This window comes from Alteromonas oceanisediminis (assembly GCF_018474025.1).
In the GTDB taxonomy this organism is placed as follows: Bacteria; Pseudomonadota; Gammaproteobacteria; order Enterobacterales; family Alteromonadaceae; genus Alteromonas_E; species Alteromonas_E oceanisediminis.
In genome coordinates, this window is sequence record NZ_JAHCTA010000007.1 from 75,644 (window position 1) to 93,335 (window position 17,692).

16 protein-coding genes are annotated in these 17,692 nt (G+C 48.4%); 8 read left to right on the top strand and 8 right to left on the bottom strand.

What is annotated here, in order from left to right; genetic code table 11:
- The first annotated feature begins 27 nt into the window (after positions 1-27).
- Positions 28-2,091: a methionine--tRNA ligase gene (gene metG, locus KIU71_RS13305; RefSeq protein ID WP_214131782.1), complete on the top strand. Its 2,064-nt coding sequence runs from the start codon at positions 28-30 to the stop codon at positions 2,089-2,091.
- A gap of 54 nt (positions 2,092-2,145) precedes the next feature.
- Here the strand turns inward: metG and KIU71_RS13310 are convergent, their stop codons facing one another.
- Entirely contained in the window at positions 2,146-3,180 is a 1,035-nt protein-coding gene (locus KIU71_RS13310) for a methyl-accepting chemotaxis protein (protein WP_214131783.1), read from the bottom strand.
- A gap of 164 nt (positions 3,181-3,344) precedes the next feature.
- Positions 3,345-4,082: a class I SAM-dependent methyltransferase gene (locus KIU71_RS13315; RefSeq protein ID WP_250207501.1), complete on the bottom strand. Its 738-nt coding sequence runs from the start codon at positions 4,080-4,082 to the stop codon at positions 3,345-3,347.
- A gap of 85 nt (positions 4,083-4,167) precedes the next feature.
- Here KIU71_RS13315 and gloB point away from each other — a divergent pair, with 85 nt between their 5' ends.
- The 3 genes from gloB (at position 4,168) to KIU71_RS13330 (ending at position 7,751) form a co-directional block, all read left to right on the top strand.
- Positions 4,168-4,956: a hydroxyacylglutathione hydrolase gene (gloB, locus tag KIU71_RS13320; RefSeq protein ID WP_214131784.1), complete on the top strand. Its 789-nt coding sequence runs from the start codon at positions 4,168-4,170 to the stop codon at positions 4,954-4,956.
- Positions 4,957-5,035: 79 nt separating this feature from the next.
- The gene (locus tag KIU71_RS13325) at positions 5,036-6,691 is read left to right on the top strand and encodes a lytic transglycosylase (RefSeq protein WP_214131785.1); all 1,656 of its coding nucleotides are present in this window, start codon (positions 5,036-5,038) and stop codon (positions 6,689-6,691) included.
- A gap of 13 nt (positions 6,692-6,704) precedes the next feature.
- Positions 6,705-7,751: an ion transporter gene (locus KIU71_RS13330; RefSeq protein WP_214131786.1), complete on the top strand. Its 1,047-nt coding sequence runs from the start codon at positions 6,705-6,707 to the stop codon at positions 7,749-7,751.
- 21 nt (positions 7,752-7,772) lie between these two features.
- Here KIU71_RS13330 and cysS read toward each other — a convergent pair whose 3' ends face one another.
- Positions 7,773-9,164, bottom strand: a complete 1,392-nt coding sequence (cysS, locus tag KIU71_RS13335) for a cysteine--tRNA ligase (protein ID WP_214131787.1) — start codon at positions 9,162-9,164, stop codon at positions 7,773-7,775.
- A gap of 117 nt (positions 9,165-9,281) precedes the next feature.
- Here cysS and KIU71_RS13340 point away from each other — a divergent pair, with 117 nt between their 5' ends.
- The 3 genes from KIU71_RS13340 (at position 9,282) to KIU71_RS13350 (ending at position 11,397) form a co-directional block, all read left to right on the top strand.
- A complete protein-coding gene (locus KIU71_RS13340) occupies positions 9,282-9,776 on the top strand; it encodes a peptidylprolyl isomerase (protein WP_214131788.1) in 495 nt (164 codons plus the stop codon).
- A 69-nt stretch (positions 9,777-9,845) separates the two neighbouring features.
- On the top strand, positions 9,846-10,595 hold the full coding sequence (locus tag KIU71_RS13345) for a UDP-2,3-diacylglucosamine diphosphatase (protein ID WP_214131789.1): 750 nt from the start codon (positions 9,846-9,848) through the stop codon (positions 10,593-10,595).
- 100 nt (positions 10,596-10,695) lie between these two features.
- Complete coding sequence (locus KIU71_RS13350) at positions 10,696-11,397, top strand: OB-fold-containig protein (RefSeq protein ID WP_214131790.1); 702 nt, start codon at positions 10,696-10,698, stop codon at positions 11,395-11,397.
- Here the strand turns inward: KIU71_RS13350 and miaE are convergent.
- Entirely contained in the window at positions 11,355-12,131 is a 777-nt protein-coding gene (gene miaE / locus KIU71_RS13355; protein WP_214131791.1) for a tRNA isopentenyl-2-thiomethyl-A-37 hydroxylase MiaE, read from the bottom strand. The genes KIU71_RS13350 and miaE overlap by 43 nt on opposite strands.
- A gap of 125 nt (positions 12,132-12,256) precedes the next feature.
- On the opposite strand from miaE, the gene KIU71_RS13360 reads away from it, so the two are divergent.
- Positions 12,257-12,514, top strand: coding sequence for an RNA recognition motif domain-containing protein (locus KIU71_RS13360; RefSeq protein ID WP_214131792.1), 258 nt, complete (start codon positions 12,257-12,259; stop codon positions 12,512-12,514).
- Between the two features lie 17 nt (positions 12,515-12,531).
- Here KIU71_RS13360 and KIU71_RS13365 read toward each other — a convergent pair whose 3' ends face one another.
- The 4 genes from KIU71_RS13365 to KIU71_RS13380 all read right to left on the bottom strand — a co-directional run bounded on the left by KIU71_RS13365 (position 12,532) and on the right by KIU71_RS13380 (position 17,683).
- The gene (locus KIU71_RS13365) at positions 12,532-13,212 is read right to left on the bottom strand and encodes a spermidine synthase (RefSeq protein ID WP_214131793.1); all 681 of its coding nucleotides are present in this window, start codon (positions 13,210-13,212) and stop codon (positions 12,532-12,534) included.
- Between the two features lie 84 nt (positions 13,213-13,296).
- Positions 13,297-14,424, bottom strand: coding sequence for an alkene reductase (locus KIU71_RS13370; protein WP_214131794.1), 1,128 nt, complete (start codon positions 14,422-14,424; stop codon positions 13,297-13,299).
- Positions 14,425-14,519: 95 nt separating this feature from the next.
- Positions 14,520-14,840 carry an antibiotic biosynthesis monooxygenase family protein gene (locus tag KIU71_RS13375; protein ID WP_214131795.1) on the bottom strand — a complete coding sequence of 107 codons (321 nt, stop codon included), beginning with the start codon at positions 14,838-14,840 and terminating at the stop codon, positions 14,520-14,522.
- 260 nt (positions 14,841-15,100) lie between these two features.
- Positions 15,101-17,683 carry a glycoside hydrolase family 3 protein gene (locus tag KIU71_RS13380; RefSeq protein ID WP_214131796.1) on the bottom strand — a complete coding sequence of 861 codons (2,583 nt, stop codon included), beginning with the start codon at positions 17,681-17,683 and terminating at the stop codon, positions 15,101-15,103.
- Positions 17,684-17,692 lie beyond the last annotated feature (9 nt).

Here is a 17,692-nt window from a genome sequence, read left to right on the forward strand (position 1 = left end):
TTTTTACTCTTGTTTAATAAGTTTCCAATGCCTGATTCCGCAGCATCATCTCCATCGTCTTCTCGTCGCCGTATTTTGCTGACGAGCGCTCTGCCGTATGCCAATGGCTCTATTCACTTAGGTCATTTGCTGGAGCACATTCAAACAGACATTTGGGCTCGGTTTCAGCGAATGCGCGGGCATGAGTGCTACAGCGTTTGCGCAGATGACGCGCATGGTACGCCGGTTATGCTCAAAGCCCAAGAGCTTGGCATTACTCCTGAAGAGATGGTCGCTCAAACCCGCGATGAGCATCATCGTGACCTGCTCGATTTCGGCATAGAGTATAACAACTATTATGTGACCCACTCTGAAGAAAACAAGCAACTGTGTGAAACGGTTTACAATAAGCTTGATGCAGCAGGGTATATTAGCAAACGCACGATCAGCCAATTGTATGATCCTGAAAAACAGATGTTCTTACCGGATCGATTTGTGCGCGGTACCTGCCCTAACTGCGGCGCAGAAGACCAGTATGGCGATAGTTGCGATGTGTGTTCTGCGACCTATAGCCCTGCAGAAATGAAAAATCCGCGTTCAGTAGTGTCTGGCGCAACCCCCATTTTGAAAGATTCCGAGCATTATTTCTTCGACCTTCCACAGTTTGAAAGCATGCTGCGTGAGTGGCTGAGCAGTGGCGCTGTACAAACTGAAATGGCGAATAAATTGAACGAATGGTTCGAGCAAGGTCTGCAACAGTGGGATATTAGCCGAGACGCGCCCTATTTCGGTTTTGAGATACCTAATGCACCGAACAAGTTTTTTTACGTGTGGGTTGACGCTCCCGTCGGCTACATGGCGAGCTTTTTAAACTTCTGTGCCAGCAACGATCTTAACTTTGATGATTTTTGGCAACAGGGCAGCGACACTGAGCTTTATCATTTTATTGGCAAGGACATCACGTATTTCCACTGCTTGTTCTGGCCCGCTATGCTTGAAGGTGCCGGCTACCGCAAACCAACGGGCGTAAACGTGCACGGCTTTGTGACCGTTAATGGTGCGAAGATGTCGAAATCGCGTGGTACGTTTATTAAAGGGCGAACTTACCTCGATCATTTAGATCCTGAATACTTGCGCTATTACTTTGCTTCGAAGCTGAGTGAAAATGTCACCGACATCGACCTTAACTTTGAGGATTTTGCGCAAAAAGTGAATGCCGATCTTGTTGGTAAAGTGGTTAATATCGCTAGCCGCTGTGCCAGCTTTATCACGAAACGATTCGATGGGAAATTATCGGAAACCTGCGCTGATGAAAGCTTAATGAATGCCTTTATTAATGCGTCACAAAGCATTGCGCAGCGCTTCGAAGCGCGGCAGTATCACCATGCGATCCGAGAAATCATGGCGTTAGCGGACCGGGCAAATCAATACATTGATGCACAAGCGCCTTGGGTAACGATTAAAGATGAATCGTTACAGGCACATACTCATGCCGTGTGCTCGCTAGGTATCAACTGCTTTAGAATGCTGGTGACCTATCTCAAACCGGTTCTTCCGCGGCTCGCCCAACAAGCTGAAGCATTCCTAAACGACAACTTAACCTGGGATAGCGTTAAAGCGCCGCTTTATGGCCACGCGATCGATAAATTCAAACCCATGATGCAGCGAGTCGATATGGATAAAATTAACGCGATGATTGAAGACTCAAAGCAATCGTTATCAGCGTCAGAAGACAGTGCACCGGTGCCAAAAAAACCGCCTACGAGCAAGATTGACCCCATTGCCCCCACTATTGAATTCGACGATTTTGCCAAAATTGATTTACGCATAGCATTGATCACGAAAGCGGAACACGTTGAAGGTGCTGACAAGCTATTGCGTCTTGAATTGGATATTGGTGAGCAAACTAAGCAGGTATTCGCCGGCATCAAATCCGCTTACCAACCCGAGCAACTGGAGGGTAAGCACACCGTCATGGTGGCAAACCTGGCACCGCGCAAGATGCGCTTTGGCCTATCTGAAGGCATGGTGCTGGCTGCTGGGCCGGGCGGGGATGACCTATACATACTTGAGCCGCATGTCGGCGCGACTCCGGGAATGCGCGTTAAGTAAGCGTTACCGCGCCCCGAAGGTTGACTGAAAACCGCCGGGGCATGCTAGGGTGAGCTAGTGATCGGATAATTTCGCGAGTAATTTCTGTGCCGTTGTTTCAAACCGATTCAAGCCAACCGAGTCGACGCTGCTGCGCGACTGACTCTTGGCCATCAAATCATCTGCGGCTTCTTTAAACTGGCCGTATTGCATTTCAATGCCGCGCGCATCTAAGCCAGCTGACTCGGCTAAATCAGCCATGGGTGATTCAGCATAAGAAGGGATATCAATCCGTTGTTGATGCGCTAGCGCTTCGTAAACATTTGCCTTTGTGGATAACAACTCAAGCTGAGCGGCAGATAAAGCGCCTTTGCCCGCAGAAGAGTTGATCGTTTCACGCATGCTGCGCGCCAACGTAAGAATGCTAGAAACACGCTCACTCACATTGCCCGTTTTGCCGACCAGCTCGCGAGACTTTTCCGACACTTCATTAATGTTGGTTTCAATGTTGCGCGTGCCTTCTTCAATCTTTGCCACCAGGTTGTTGATTTCCTGCGTGGATTCAGACGAGCGCATCGCCAGATTACGTACCTCTTCAGCCACAACCGCAAACCCTCTTCCCGTTTCTCCGGCGCGAGCTGCTTCAATCGCGGCATTTAGCGCTAATAGGTTAGTTTGCTCAGCAATTGAATTGATAACGACAACGAAGTTACTGATACTACTGGCTAAGCCTGACAGTTCGCCAGCATGCTTGACACCGCGTGACGAAATTTCATCAATCTGACTCAGGCCTGTGACTGTTTCTTTCAACACTTCTGACGAGCCTTCAAACACAGTATTTGCATCCACCAAATCATTTTTCTGTGCTAACAAACGTTGTGAAGATGACGCGACAAGATCTTTCACACTGGCAACAGAACCACTCGCTTGAGTAATTGCAGCAATCAAAGCGTGGCTTTCCGCAACCTGATTTTGCAACGTTAGCGATTGCTCAGAACTTGTGTGCATCTGCGATTGCAGTTCGTCTATCTGACTCTGGAGCGATTCATTCTGTTCGCTTAGTCGTTGGATTTTTTCAAGATCTTCGGGTTTAGATTTTCTAGAGAACATTGGTTACTCGCCCAGTTAACAACATTAATGACTCGGTTTTTATTCGGGGAAGATACTTGCATTCGTCAACCTAACGCCTGCCCCGTTCCTCTCCATATATCGACAGTATTGCGTAAATCTCCATATTCGCCAGCGCAAATGCGCAACAATTCGTTATTTTCTCGCTACGCTTGATGTCGAACACTGGCGCCAACAGTATTAAAACGGGGCTTCAATCGCCAACTCGGTTTAATTAACGACAACGGTATTTCGCGTTTGCGCGCCACCACCAAGTAACCGCTGCCGCTCCACGGTAGCAGCCGGCGATACCAAGATTGCAATCGTCGGTGACGTGACAAAAATCGTCGTCCATGCAAGGGGAAAAACGCAATGCTGCGTGATTCAATAATTTCAAAGCCGAGCAACTGTAACCAATCGCGCACACGCGCCTGAGAAAAATATCGGGCGGTACTTAGCGGTCGTTGTGATTTTTTATACAGAAAACGAAACAGATAATCCAAACTGAACGGATTAAAACCGGTCAACACAATATAGCCATTAGGCGTGACAACGCGGTCTACCTCACGCAGAATCTGATGCGGATCAGACGCAAAATCTAATTCATTGACCAACAGAAAAGCATCAACACTGTTTTCCGAAAATGGCAGAGCATTCGACTGAGCGCGCACGTTAGTTGCCGGGGTAGCCATGTGTGTCACATTAACCACGTGGTGAATAGGGCAATTCTTTAGTTCAACGCCAGCGCTTAATACCCCTAAACGGACGAGGTGGTAACCAAACAGGCGGCGGCTCACGTCGTCACACTCACTGGTAATCGCAAGCTTTAAGCGTTCTCCGTTAGGAATGTCCTTCCATGAGCGCGGATAAAGTGGAGCCTGTTTACGTAATGCTGCTTTTATCAAGCCGTCTATAACCTCGTTGATTGCAACTCACTCGATGAGTTTCTATAGTAGAGCACAGTCGAAACCAGACAGCGAGCGAATGTTAATGCGACATGCACTACCACAAAACGTGACCGTCACACCGTTACCCGCCTTTACTGATAACTACATATGGTGTTTTGAAGACCAGCACCGTTGCATCGTTGTTGACCCTGGCGATGGGCAAGTGGTTTACGATTATTGCCGCACGAACAATTTAAATTTAGAGGGCATATTAATTACGCATCATCATGCGGATCATACCGGTGGCCTCCCCTTACTCAAAAAGCACTTCCCTAACACGGTGGTGTACGGCCCTAAAAACCCGAATATCAAATTGATAGATCATCGAGTCAGCGAAGGTAACAAAGTGTCCATAGACTCACTTGCGTTGCAATTTGAGGTGATCGATGTGCCCGGTCACACACTGGATCACATTGCGTTTGTCGGCCATGGTGGCGTGTTATGTGGCGACACACTGTTCAGCGTAGGCTGCGGTCGGCTATTTGAGGGCACGCCGAAACAAATGCTGGCTTCGCTACAAAAGCTCACTGCATTACCCGGCGACACCATCGTTTGGTGTACCCATGAATATACATTGGCAAACATCGCGTTCGCTCAGCAGGTTGACCCCCAAAACGAAGCCTTGCAGGAATACCATGACTGGGCGACATCCCAAAGAGAGATGCAGCAACCCACATTGCCTACTACCATCGCTAAACAGCGCGAAATTAACCCATTTTTGCGCGCGTATGCCGACGACGTCAAAGCGAATGCACAGCGCCATGTCCAGCAGGAACTGGTCGATGAACTCGCTGTATTCAGCGCGGTCAGAAGCTGGAAAGATTCATTTTAGTTGCCCTCCCCATACGCAGCTTATTGGTGCTCAGCGTTAATCACGGGTAAACTAATGACAATAATGAGTGGCTAGCGAGATGAGGCCACACCAACCAAGGGTCTGTTGTCTTTTGATCAATAAATTTATTCCCGCTGCTGCAGCACTTTTTTGCTTGTCTGGCTGTGCTACCTTCACCGAAGAGCATGCACAGTCAGGTAATGATGACACGTCGGTAGAGTACGTTGTCGAAGAACCGCAGGATGAGGGGGTTGTGCCCGTCATTCATCCGTCCGAGACCGTCGATATTGAGTTAGAACCGGATATTGAGGAAACTGAGGCCGAACAGGCGCAACGGCTTGCGGATATGAACTTGTGGGAAGTCGCCGCGGATCAATTTGTGTTTGACGTACCAAACAATAAGCGGGTTAATTCTCAGCGTGCCTGGTATCTAAAACACCCAAATTACATGCAGCGCGTTTCAAACCGCGCAAAACCATTTTTACACCATATCGTGAATAAAATAACCCAATACGATATGCCCATGGAAATGGTCTTGTTACCCATCGTGGAAAGTGCGTTTGATCCCTTTGCCTATTCACATGGCTCTGCCGCGGGCATGTGGCAATTCATTGAGGGTACTGGGCTTCGATTCGGAATGCGTCAGTCATGGTGGTACGACGGCCGTAGAGATGTTATCGCCTCAACCGATGGTGCGTTGGCATACCTGACCTACCTTCACGAGTATTTTGACGGCAACTGGTTACATGCGTTGGCGGCTTACAACAGTGGTGAAGGCCGCGTGCGCAGCGCTATCCGCAAGAATAAACGGTTAGGAAAACCGACCGACTTCTGGTCGCTGGATTTACCCAGAGAAACGCGCGCTTATGTGCCCAAGCTTCTTGCGCTCGCCGATATTCTGAAAAACCATGAGCAGTATGACTTTGCGTGGCCTCACATTGATAACGCGCCGGTGATTGAAGTGGTCCCCATCAATAGTCAGATTGATTTGGCATTTGCGGCTGATCTGGCCGGTTTAACCTTACGTGAATTGAGCGCACTTAACCCGGGCTTTAATCGTTGGGCAACCGACCCAGATGGCCCGCATTACTTGGTTGTACCTGCGTCTAAAGCGGATGCTTTTGCGCAGCAACTCGCCGAGGTCGATAACAAAGATCGCCTCAACTGGCAGCGTCATCAAGTCCGTCGAGGTGATAGCTTGCTAAAAATCGCCAATCAATATCACACCACGGTCGACATCATTAAACGGGTTAATGAACTCAACTCCAACATGATCCGTCAGGGCGACCACTTGATGGTGCCTGTGGCATTACAGAGCTTAGACAACTACGTATTTTCGAATGAACAACGGTTGGAATTACTGCAGCAAACCGAGCGTAAAGGTCATCAAATAACGCACACCGTTAAGTCGGGTGATACGTTTTGGGATTTGGCGCGCAAGTATGACACCACCAGCCGCAGCATCGCGAAATGGAATGGTATGGCACCCAAAGACACGCTGCGTTTAGGACAAAAGCTGGTTATCTGGCTTGATGAAGGGAGTGAGCGGCTTACGACCGTGAACCGCAAAGTCACCTACACGGTGCGACGTGGTGATTCTCTGTCGCGTATTGCCAATAAGTTCAAAGTCAGCGTAACGCAGCTAAAAGCTTGGAATGATTTAAGCAACAAGAAGTACCTTCAGCCCGGTCAGAAGTTAACCGTGATCGTTGATGTCACCAAAGTAGCGAGTTAAGGGCCAGAGGCGCATGCTCAAAATCAATAAGGAAAACCTGAAGGCAAGCCATGAAGGGCCGTGGATTTTACTCGACCTTGCCATGCTTGGCCTTCTGTTTTTGAATTTACTCTGGTTGATTTTCGACGGGCTTTACGGCGCTGATTTTGTGTATGACTTTCTGTCTGAGCATGCCCCCAACTTTACACAAGCCTACGATCCAATCCATGACAATTTTTTGTTGGTGGATTTGGTATTTATCTCAATATTTCTGACTGAGTTTGTGGTGCGTTGGATAGCTGCGATAGTCAGGGAAACTTACTTACGCTGGTATTTTTTCCCGTTCATTCACTGGTACGATTTGGTCGGCTGTATTCCGCTGGGTGGAACGCGTATTTTTAGGTTCTTACGCATATTTTCGATCTTGCACCGCTTACACAAGTTTAAGATCATCGACTTAAATGACACAGGCTTGTTTCGCTTTATCGCCTTCTATTACAACGTGATTGTGGAAGAATTAAGCGACCGTATCGTGGTGAAAGTACTAACCGACGCGCAACAGGATATTGCTGAAGGGTCACCACTGATTGATGATATTACTCATCAGGTACTGCTCCCTCGCCGCCCCATTTTAACTCATTGGGCGGCTTCAACCATGAATCATATTGGCGAGTCTATTTTGCATCCTGAACACGGCAAAGTGATCAGAGAACATGTGCTATCTAGCGTCGGAAAAGCAGTGCGTGGTAACAATCAGATTTCCACACTGAAATTAGTGCCGGTGGTGGGCTCAACCATTGAACGAACACTCGAAACCGCGGTGACCGACATCGTCACCCAGTCAGTGATCAATTTACTGAGTGACTTAACGCCGCAGCAAATCGAGCAGTTTATGGACAATGGTCTAAAACAAGAGTCGGTTGAAGAACTCATGCTGGATAAAGAGGTATTGCTGGTCGTGAACGAAGCGTTAGAACTGGTTAAAAACTACGTTGGCGAACAGAAATGGAAAACGGAACTGGCAGCGCGCCGGGCAGCGCATAATGCGCCTGTCGCTCCGAGCGAGCCGCCACCGTTGTAAATAGCGCAGGTAGTCAAAGGGCTACAAGCGTCGCCACGTAGTGCCGCTCGCGCTATCTTCTAATTCTATGTTCATCGCTTTGAGTGCGTCTCGTGCCGCATCTGCGGCCGCCCAATCTTTATTCGCTCGCGCGTCATTTCGCTGTTGAATCAGCGCTTCGATCTCTGCGGTCTGAGAGTCTTTGTTGTGACCAGCACCTTGTAGAAAGTCAGAGGGACTTTTTTGAAGTATCCCCAACACACCGCCAAGATGAATTAAGAGCGCAGCTAAATGCGCGGCTTGCTCACTGTTAGCCGACGCTTTCGCTTTGTTCAAATCCTTGGCTAACTCAAACAACACGGCGTAGGCCTCAGGAAGGTTCAAATCATCATCCATTGCCTGATTGAACTTAGCCACGTAACCGCCCTGCTCGAACGTCGAAAGTGAGGCCGGAGCAACATCGCGCAGTGCCGTGTATAACCGCTCCAAACTGGCTCTGGCCTGAACAATACTCTCTTCGGAATAGCTTAACTGGCTACGATAATGCGCAGACATCAGAAAGAACCGCAGCGTTTCTGCATCGTGCTGCGCTAAAACATCGCGTAATGTGAAGAAGTTACCCAACGATTTTGACATCTTCTCATTATCAACTTGTACCATTCCCGTGTGCATCCAAACATTAACGTAAGGCGTGTCAAAGGCACAGCATGACTGCGCAATCTCGTTTTCATGATGCGGGAAAATAAGGTCTGAGCCACCACCGTGTATGTCAAAATGCGCGCCCAGATGCTTGTGATTCATCGCTGAACACTCAATATGCCAACCAGGCCGCCCCGGCCCCCACGGCGAATCCCAGCTTGGCTCATTCGGTTTAGCCGCTTTCCAGAGTGCAAAGTCCATCGGATCACGCTTTTCCTCGTCAACGTCTACTCGTGAGCCGGCGTTTAGCTGTGTTAGGTCTTGCTTACTCAGTGCACCGTAATGCTCATACGAGGCAACCTCGAACAGCACATCGCCACTTGCGGTAATGTAGGCAAAACCTTTGTCAATTAAGCGCTGTATCACATCAATGATCTCAGGCATGTGAGTGGTGACGCGCGGCTCAATATCCGCCGGCAGCAGATTTATCGCGGCGAAATCTTCATGCATCATAGCAATAGTGCGCGCGGTGAGCGCATCGGCGCTTTCGCCATTCTCATTAGCACGTTGAATAATTTTGTCATCCACGTCGGTAATATTGCGCACATAATTAACCTCGTAACCGCGTGAACGTAAGTAACGCACTAACACATCGAAACTCAAGTAGGTGCGCGCGTGGCCCATATGGCAGAGGTCATAAACGGTGATACCACACACGTACAAGCCGACCTTATTTTCTTCGCGAGGCACAAAGGGTTGTTTTTGTCGGGTGCGGGTATTGAACAACTGCAACATCAAGCTTTACCAAAGTGATTAATAAACGCCGCGGAGTTTAGCAAAAAGCAACTGATTTTGGTAACCGATAAAATACTGCTAAACTGCGCTCAACTTCACCGCATAAGGATTTCAGATATGATCACATTGCACACCAGTATGGGCGACATTACCCTTGAACTCTATGCCGATAAAGCGCCAAACACGGTAGAGAATTTTCTTCGTTATGCCCGCGAGGGCTTTTTTGATGGCACTATTTTCCATCGAATTATTCCTAATTTTATGGTGCAAGGTGGTGGATTCACCGCTGATATGGAACAAAAAGACACCCATGCACCGATTGAAAATGAAGCAAACAATGGGGTTGCTAACGAGCGTGGCACCATCGCGATGGCGCGCACCAACGACCCGCACAGTGCGACTTCGCAGTTTTTTATTAACGGTAAAGACAATGACTTTCTCGACTTTCAAAGTGAAACCATGAACGGTTGGGGTTACTGTGCGTTCGGCAAAGTTACCGAAGGAATGGATGTGGTAGAAAAGATGGAAGGCGTAAAAACTGGAAACCACGGCTATCATGCCGACGTGCCGGTTGAGCCCATTGTTATTGAATCCGTTACCGTTTCGGAATAATACGGAAACGTCTACTCCCCGCTCAGTCAAAATGCTGTGCGGGGCAACTCACATCGTATAAGCCACTCCATGCCACCAGTACCGGTTACTTACATCATCTCTGATTTACATCTGGGCGAGGATTTTCCAGAAATCACGCAATGTTTTGCGACATTTATGCGCGATACCGCACCGCAAGCAGATGCGCTATACGTACTCGGTGATTTATTTGAAGTCTGGTTTGGTGATGATAATGTCACCGAATTTAATACCTACATTGCGCAGCTTTTTCAACAGCTCAGTGCGAGCGTGCCTGTTTACTTTATTCACGGCAATCGCGACTTTGCCGTGGGTGAAACCTATGCCCGAAAAGCAGGCTTCACCATTCTGGATGAGCAAACTGTGGTCGACTTCTATGGCACTCAGGCTGTATTGCTTCATGGGGATGAATTGTGTACGGCTGATGTGGAATATCAGAAATTCCGTCAGCGTGCACGCACCCGCTGGTGGAAAACAGTGATGGGGGCATTACCTCTGTCATTTCGACGCTATTTAGCGCAGCGAGGACGCAAGCGCAGTAAAGAAAATAAAAAACACCTCGCCGCTGATATCATGGATGTAACGCCCAGCGAAGTTGTCAAAACGCTCGAAAAGCACAACGTTCAAGTGATGATACACGGGCACACTCATCGTCCCAATGTGCACTCACTGACAGCGAACGGCGAGCCGGCCACGCGCATTGTGCTAGGCGATTGGTATGATCACGGCAGTGTGCTAGCTATCACACCTAACGCTATGACACTGGAAACGCGTTCATTCAAACGCAAACCTGTACCATAAGGCCGGATTTGTGCGCGCCCGCTAGCTAAATTGTTTGGCTGTGTTATAAAAGACGAGGGACTTTCACATCGCTAACACAGCGACACGCACCGGAGATAACGTGTACGAATTTTTCTTTTCATGGCAAACAATCCCGTTTATGGGTGCGATGTTAGTGGTGGTGATGTTCGGCACTGTGGAGTTGATCGGGCGAGCTTTTGGCGTCAGTGTGATCCACGAGCTGGATGACCTTCGTCACGTCGAGTTTGACGTCGACCCAGAGGATCCCGACGCTATCCCGCCACTGCTCAAATGGATCTCACTTGACCGAGTGCCCCTGTTGTTGTGGTTTATCGTGTTGTGTATTGGATTTGGTGTGCCCGGCTACAGTATGAACATTGTCAGCAAATTGATTGACAATACCTACGTTAATATTGTCGTTTCAGTTGCCACAAGCATTGTCATTGCCATACTCACCGTGCGCGTGACAGGCACGCCTATTTCAAATCGTCTTCGTGCCGCGTTGCCGAGCGAGCGAATGACTCATCCTAATTATCTCGTCGGTGAACCCGCCATCATTTGTTATGGAACCGCCACGCATGAAAAGGAAGCGAAAGCGCGTTTAACCCAAACAAACCGCTACGGCGAGTACATTATGGTGAAATCATGTTACCCCGATCGAACATTTCCACCAGGATCGGATGTGATCCTGATGTATGGCAATCAAAAAGAATTTTTTGTGTCGATGCCGTCGTCTTACTTCGAAGAAGAGCGCGTTCCTCAGGCTGCGGGGACTACCGTTGCTGCTAGAGGGCCGCTATGAAAGCGTAACTCCTGATCAGGCGCGCTAATGAGTAGAGCTTCACGCTCTCCGTAAAAGCGCACCCTATCAGTGATGTCAGCATCACTGACTTGCTGTGCTAACGCCAGATAATCCTGAAAGTGCCTTGCCTCAGACCTGAGCAGTGAAATATAAAATTGCTCAAGTTCATCATCCAGATGGGGCGCTAGCATGGCAAACCGCTCGCAGGAACGTGCTTCGATGTAAGCACCGCAAATCAGTGTGTCAATCAGCTTTGCCGGCTCATGAGTTCTGACATGTTTCATCATACCTCGAGCGTAGCGAGATGCGGTTAAGTTAGCATACTCTATGCCCCGCCCCTGCATGATTTCCCAACATTGTTGAAAGTGATGGAGCTCTTCTTTGATCAGCAACACCATCTTATTGATCAGTTGATCACTCTGCGCAAATTCAGAGCGGCTGATCAATTTCTTTGAAAGACCAATGTGTTGGCTGAAATCTCCGCTACCGACTTTTCGGTATACAAAATCTTCAAACGGTTTTAGCCACGCCAGTAACGCCTCACCGCTTTGTTTGTCGACCGCGTAGCGCCGCAGCAACAGCATGGCGGTTTGCGCCGCCTTAAGCTCACAATTCGCATGATCCACCAGTAAAGTGGATAAATTCTCAGGCTTAACAGCTTCATCAATCCAGCCCTGTGGCGTAGGGCACTGTAAAAATTGATTGATGGGCTCAAGTAACGCGCTTACATTCAAATGAGTGATCCCTTCTTAACACCATGGGTCAGCAATTATACATGCTTATTGAGGATTTAGACCTGACGATACCATCAAAATAAGCGTAGACTAACCCCCTAATTGATTACCAAAGGCGGCTGGCAATGAAATTACTCGTGCGCAATTTATCTCGTTCTACAACGCAACAAACCTTAACCGCACTTTTCAGTGAATACGCGACCTTGCAATCCTGCAATCTGGTCATGGACAAAAATACGGGTGAGTCAAAAGGTTTTGGGTTCGTTGAAATTCCCAAAGTGGGTGAAGCCAAAGTGGTTATCAACACACTCAACGGCGCCACACTTGATGGCAGTAAAATACGTGTTAAAAAGGCAGAAGATAGGCCAGCGACAGACGAGTAGGTGGTCTCAACTATTACTCAGGCCATTTTTTTGGCCAGAAATATCGTATGTCGACTGCCCTTACCTTTTCTAGCGCGCACCACTTCAGTGTGTACGCGATAGCCTGCTTTCTTTAATCGCACAGTGAAAAGATGATCCGGCCCCGCAGACCAGATAGCCAACATACCCTTTGGCCGCAGCACCGCAAATATCGCATCTAGCCCTTCGCTAGCGTAAAGCCAGTTGTTCGCCGATTGTGTTAAGCCTTCTGGCCCGTTATCAACATCCAATAAGATGGCGTCAAAAGTCGGTTTGCCCGACGTAAGTAACGTTTTCACATCACCAACGTACACCGTGGTTCTGGGGTCGTTAAGCGGATAACCCGCGCACTGGCCTAGAGGCCCTTGATTCAACTCAACCACTTCGGGGATAAGTTCAGCCACAGTGACGCTGGCATGACTGTTGACTGATTTGAGTGCCTCAGACAAGGTATATCCCATACCCAGTCCGCCAACCAGCACCGATGCGCCATCCTGATCTTTAATATGCGCACAGCCGCGTTGCGACAAGACTTGTTCAGAGTTAAACACCCGGCTGTTCATCAACTCGCCACGAATACCCGAAAGTTTGATCGAAAACTCATCGCCTCTTCGGGAAAAAACGAGCTCACCGCTTTGGTGAGGAATAGTCGCTCTGCCGAGTTGCTCCCATGGGATCATTGCCGCACCTTGATACTACTTTGCACCAGAAAGATCAGGAGGTTATCACAGTTTTTTGCATTTGCAGTCCTGAATAGACACACTTTAGTCAGGCGATACTGCACTCAATGAGGCCTTGCCTGAGCTTTCGCGATATGTTTCATAATTTGAATACCCTTCTGCCCCCCCGCCATACCATTGCGAAGCATCATCAAAGCTATTCAGTGGGTAGTCATGCTCGAATCTCGTTGGTAAGTCGGGATTGGTTATCCAAGGCCTGCCAAACGCAATCATATCGGCGTCGCCATCAGCAATGCGCTTTTCAGCACTTTCTTTGTCATAACCGACATTACCGATCAATAAACCGGTGTACAGTTTGCGGAAGTCGGCGAGCGTCATCGGTTCTCCACGCTCATGAAAACCAAAACCTAGCCCATCCATGATATGCAAGTAACCGACTTTTTTGGCATCGAGTTGCTGAGCAACAAACGTAAATAACTCTCGATAATCGTCGCACCCCATGTCATTGAAAACGCCGTTTGGCGACAATCTCACGCCAATTCTTTCGGCGGGCCATATTTCCATGACGGCGTCCAATATTTCATCCAGCAAGCGGTAGCGGTTTTCTAAACTACCGCCATACTGATCATCACGCTGATTACTGCGACCATCTAAAAACTGGTTAATCAAATAGCCATTTGCCGCATGTACCTCAAGACCATCAAAACCGGCTTCTTTGGCGTTAATTGCCGCTTGTTTATAGTCAGCGATGGTGCGAGCGATATCATCTTTGCTCATTGCTCGCGGCGTTTCATAATCTTTTTTGCCGTTCGGTGTGCGAACTTTGTCGCCATCAATTTTTTTTGCAGAGGCTGAAAACGGCACATCACCGTTATGAAAATCGCTGTGTGAGGCGCGTCCAGTGTGCCACATTTGGAAGATGATGTGGCTTCCGGCTGCATGCACACGCTGTGTAATTGACTTCCATCCAAGCACCTGGTCAGCCGTATAAATACTAGGAGAATCTACCCAACCCTCTCCTTCAGGTGAGACAGAAGAGGCTTCCGTAATTAAAAGCCCACCACCAGTGCGCTGGGTGTAATAATCGCCCATGATGACATTAGGAACGCGATCCTTACCCGCTCGACCACGTGTCATCGGTGCTAGAACCATCCTATTTTTCAGTGAAACTCCATTCCAATCATAAGGTTGAAACAACGGGGACGTTGACATAGACACTCTCTTTGTTAAGCGTTAAAAGGAAGGTGAAAAAAAGTGAGATGAAAAGCGTGAGCCGGCGGCACGCCAACCACTACAGTGATATGGCTTCAAGCATGCGCTTGTGCCACCAATGTAAAAGGGTCAGACTCCATCAAATCTGGTCTGAATTGATCAATAGTGTTCGACAGTTGTTGTTGATTGGAGTGGCGCGTAAACTCATCATAAGCTGATTTATCTTGCCACTGCGCATAGTTAATCACTGTTTTATTATCTTCACTGATATGCAACGACGCACTGACAAAACCCGGACAATTGGCAATCCAATCTTGCAGTTCCACGTCAATAGCTCGCGCGAGCGAATCAGCATTGCCATTGTCGAGATAGAATCTGATTATTTGTACGTAAACATCGTGTATTATAGTGGCCACATCAATTCTCTTAACGTCATGAGTTAAAAAGTATTTTTGTTGCAGGAACCGCGCCACGGTTTAAAAATCAAAAAACATTATATTCCAGAGACTTACAACATAATCCTGATTAACACGAAAACCACCGCAGTAAAGAGTTACATGCGCAGCGTCTTTCTTACACGGTGCGCTAAAGCGCTTTACGTCTAAAAATCACGTCAGTATCTACCAGACCTGAAGGAAGACTGTAAAGGGCCTATGTGCATGAGCATCAGTAGGCCCTAGTCACACGAGAGCCTGACTGCTTCCGTTTCAGGGGCAATCCGTATGTCACTAATGGCAAGCGAAAATGGCGCGGCTGACTGTATTTGAAAGACGCTGGTTAACTCGCTCAGTTTCACACCATTATTTGTCATACAGGCCAGTTCAAGTTGAACTTTGTGCCAATCACCACCCGCCAATGCATTCAGTGTTGGTGATATGTTCACGACATGAGAACAACTGTCTGATGCGTCTCCTTCAGCTTCACAACTCATACCTAAATTCACAGCGGCCGAGGAAATTTGTTTTACCTGCACCATAAACTGCAATGTTGATTCTTGCGAGACACTACTTAAGTCTTCCCGAAAGAAGTTAATGCTATCAAACGAGACGCCAGCAGTTTCCCCTCCCTGAGCTGTCAGTATAAATGCATCTTCCTGCACGATGCGATCGGTTGTGCGGAAACTCACTGAATCTGTTTTCATGGTGCTTGCCACCACATTTATTCGCTGACCGGCATCAATCAAATTCAACTGCCACGGCTTTTCAGCCTTACCGGAATAAACGACGCGGTCCTGATTTTGTGTGGCGGGAACGTCAAATGTAACGGGCAATGAATTCCCAAGCACAGTAGTATCCGTGTAGTTAAGCCCATACCCGTAAGGAAACAATGGATGATAGTCTTCATCACCGACATTAACCGTCGCTTGATAAGGACTTGCAGGCCATGAGAATGATAATTTACCCACGAAATCGTGCCGAGGAAGGCCCTGGCTGTCTACAAATAAAACATCTGCCACCCCCTGCCCTTCCGAGCCCGGTAACCACGCTGCGACAAAAGCATCGCTTGCATTCAGTTCGGGATTAACCCAAAGGGGTCTCCCGCTAATAAATACAGAGACAATTGGAATTCCTTGTGCGCGCAGCTTTCGAAGCAATGCTAAATCGGTTTTATTCCCACGCTGATACTCCAAGTGCTCTTTATCGCCATGCCCTTCGGCATAGGGCTCTTCACCATACACAACAATGGCAACATCAGGCTTGTCGGTATAATCACCTGTAGGCGCAAGTTCTATATTATCTGTGCCTGCCGCATTTACGATTCCCTGATAAATAGACGTGCCACCGGGAAAATCTTCGTTGCTGTTATTAGTGCCCTGCCAAGTGATCGTCCAACCTCCTGATTGCTTTCCTATGTTATGTGCGGCATCACCTGCCACAAGAATTTTTTGCGTTCTGGATAGCGGTAGTAAACCGTTGTCGTTTTTTAACAGTACCAATGATTCGCGTACTGCCTGTCGGGCTACGTCACGATGGGCTGGCTGACCAATCAACTGCGTTTTCCCAGAAAACTGGCGTAACGCTGGGCTAGGCTTTTCAAATAAACCCGCACGCACTTTTACACGCAGAATGCGCGTCACAGCATCATCTATTCTGGCCATAGGGATAACGCCGCTTTTCACCTGAGCAATTATGTTTTGATACAAGGGCTTCCACGCATCGGTAGGCACCATAAAGATGTCCAGACCTGCTATCGCCGCTTGAGCGCAGTTGTCATTGCTGCATCCTTTTATCTGACCATGCCCATTCCAATCACCGACAACAAACCCGTCAAAACCCATTTTTTCTTTTAAAACGTCTGTAAGTAAATAGGAGTGACCATGTACTTTTTCGCCGTGCCAACTGTTGAATGACGCCATTACAGACTGAGCACCGGCCGACAAACCGCCGACATACCCCTGAGCGTGAACGTCGAACAAAGTCTGTTCAGAGGCAACGTTGTTGCCCTGATCATCGCCCTTAACCGTGCCACCGTCGCCAATGAAATGTTTCACTGTGCTGATCACGCGATCGTCGCCTAAAAAGCCCTCCCCGGCTGGGCCTTGCAAACCTCTCACAATGGCGGCGGAATATGATTTAACAATGGCAGGATCTTCTGAATAACTTTCATAGGTTCGCCCCCAGCGATCATCCCGCACAGTCGCAACGGTAGGCGCAAATACCCAGTCGATACCTGTAACCATCACTTCAGTGGCGGTAATGTGGGCTATCTTCTCGATCAACTCAGGATTATTAGCTGCGCCTAGCCCAATATTATGCGGGAATAGCGTCGCACCAATCACATTGTTATGACCGTGCACCGCGTCCGTACCCCACATGGTGGGTATAGACGAACCATCTAATGAACTATCAACCGATGCCTGATACATGGCTTCGGCTAAGGCAATCCAATCGGCTGGTGTAGAGTGCTTGTTGTTATTGGGAAACGCACCGCCACCGTTCAGGTATGAGCCAAAGCCATAACGGCGCATATCCTCTGGTGTAATATCTCGTATCTCAGGTTGGATCATCTGCGCCACTTTTTGTTCAAGAGTCATCTCTGCAAGCATTTGCGCGACGCGCGCTTCCACTTTAGGATCGCTGGCCACCTCAATATTCAGCGTGGGCCAGATGTCCAAATCTCGTTGTACTTTTGCTGCATCCGCTGCGCGCGCTAACACAGTTGTATCCGATTCTGAGGGCGTGGGCGCGCATCCTAAGAGTAATGCGCATATGGAAAGCAGCAGACTGATCATAATTGACGCCGATAAGTGTGTATTCATGGTTATCGC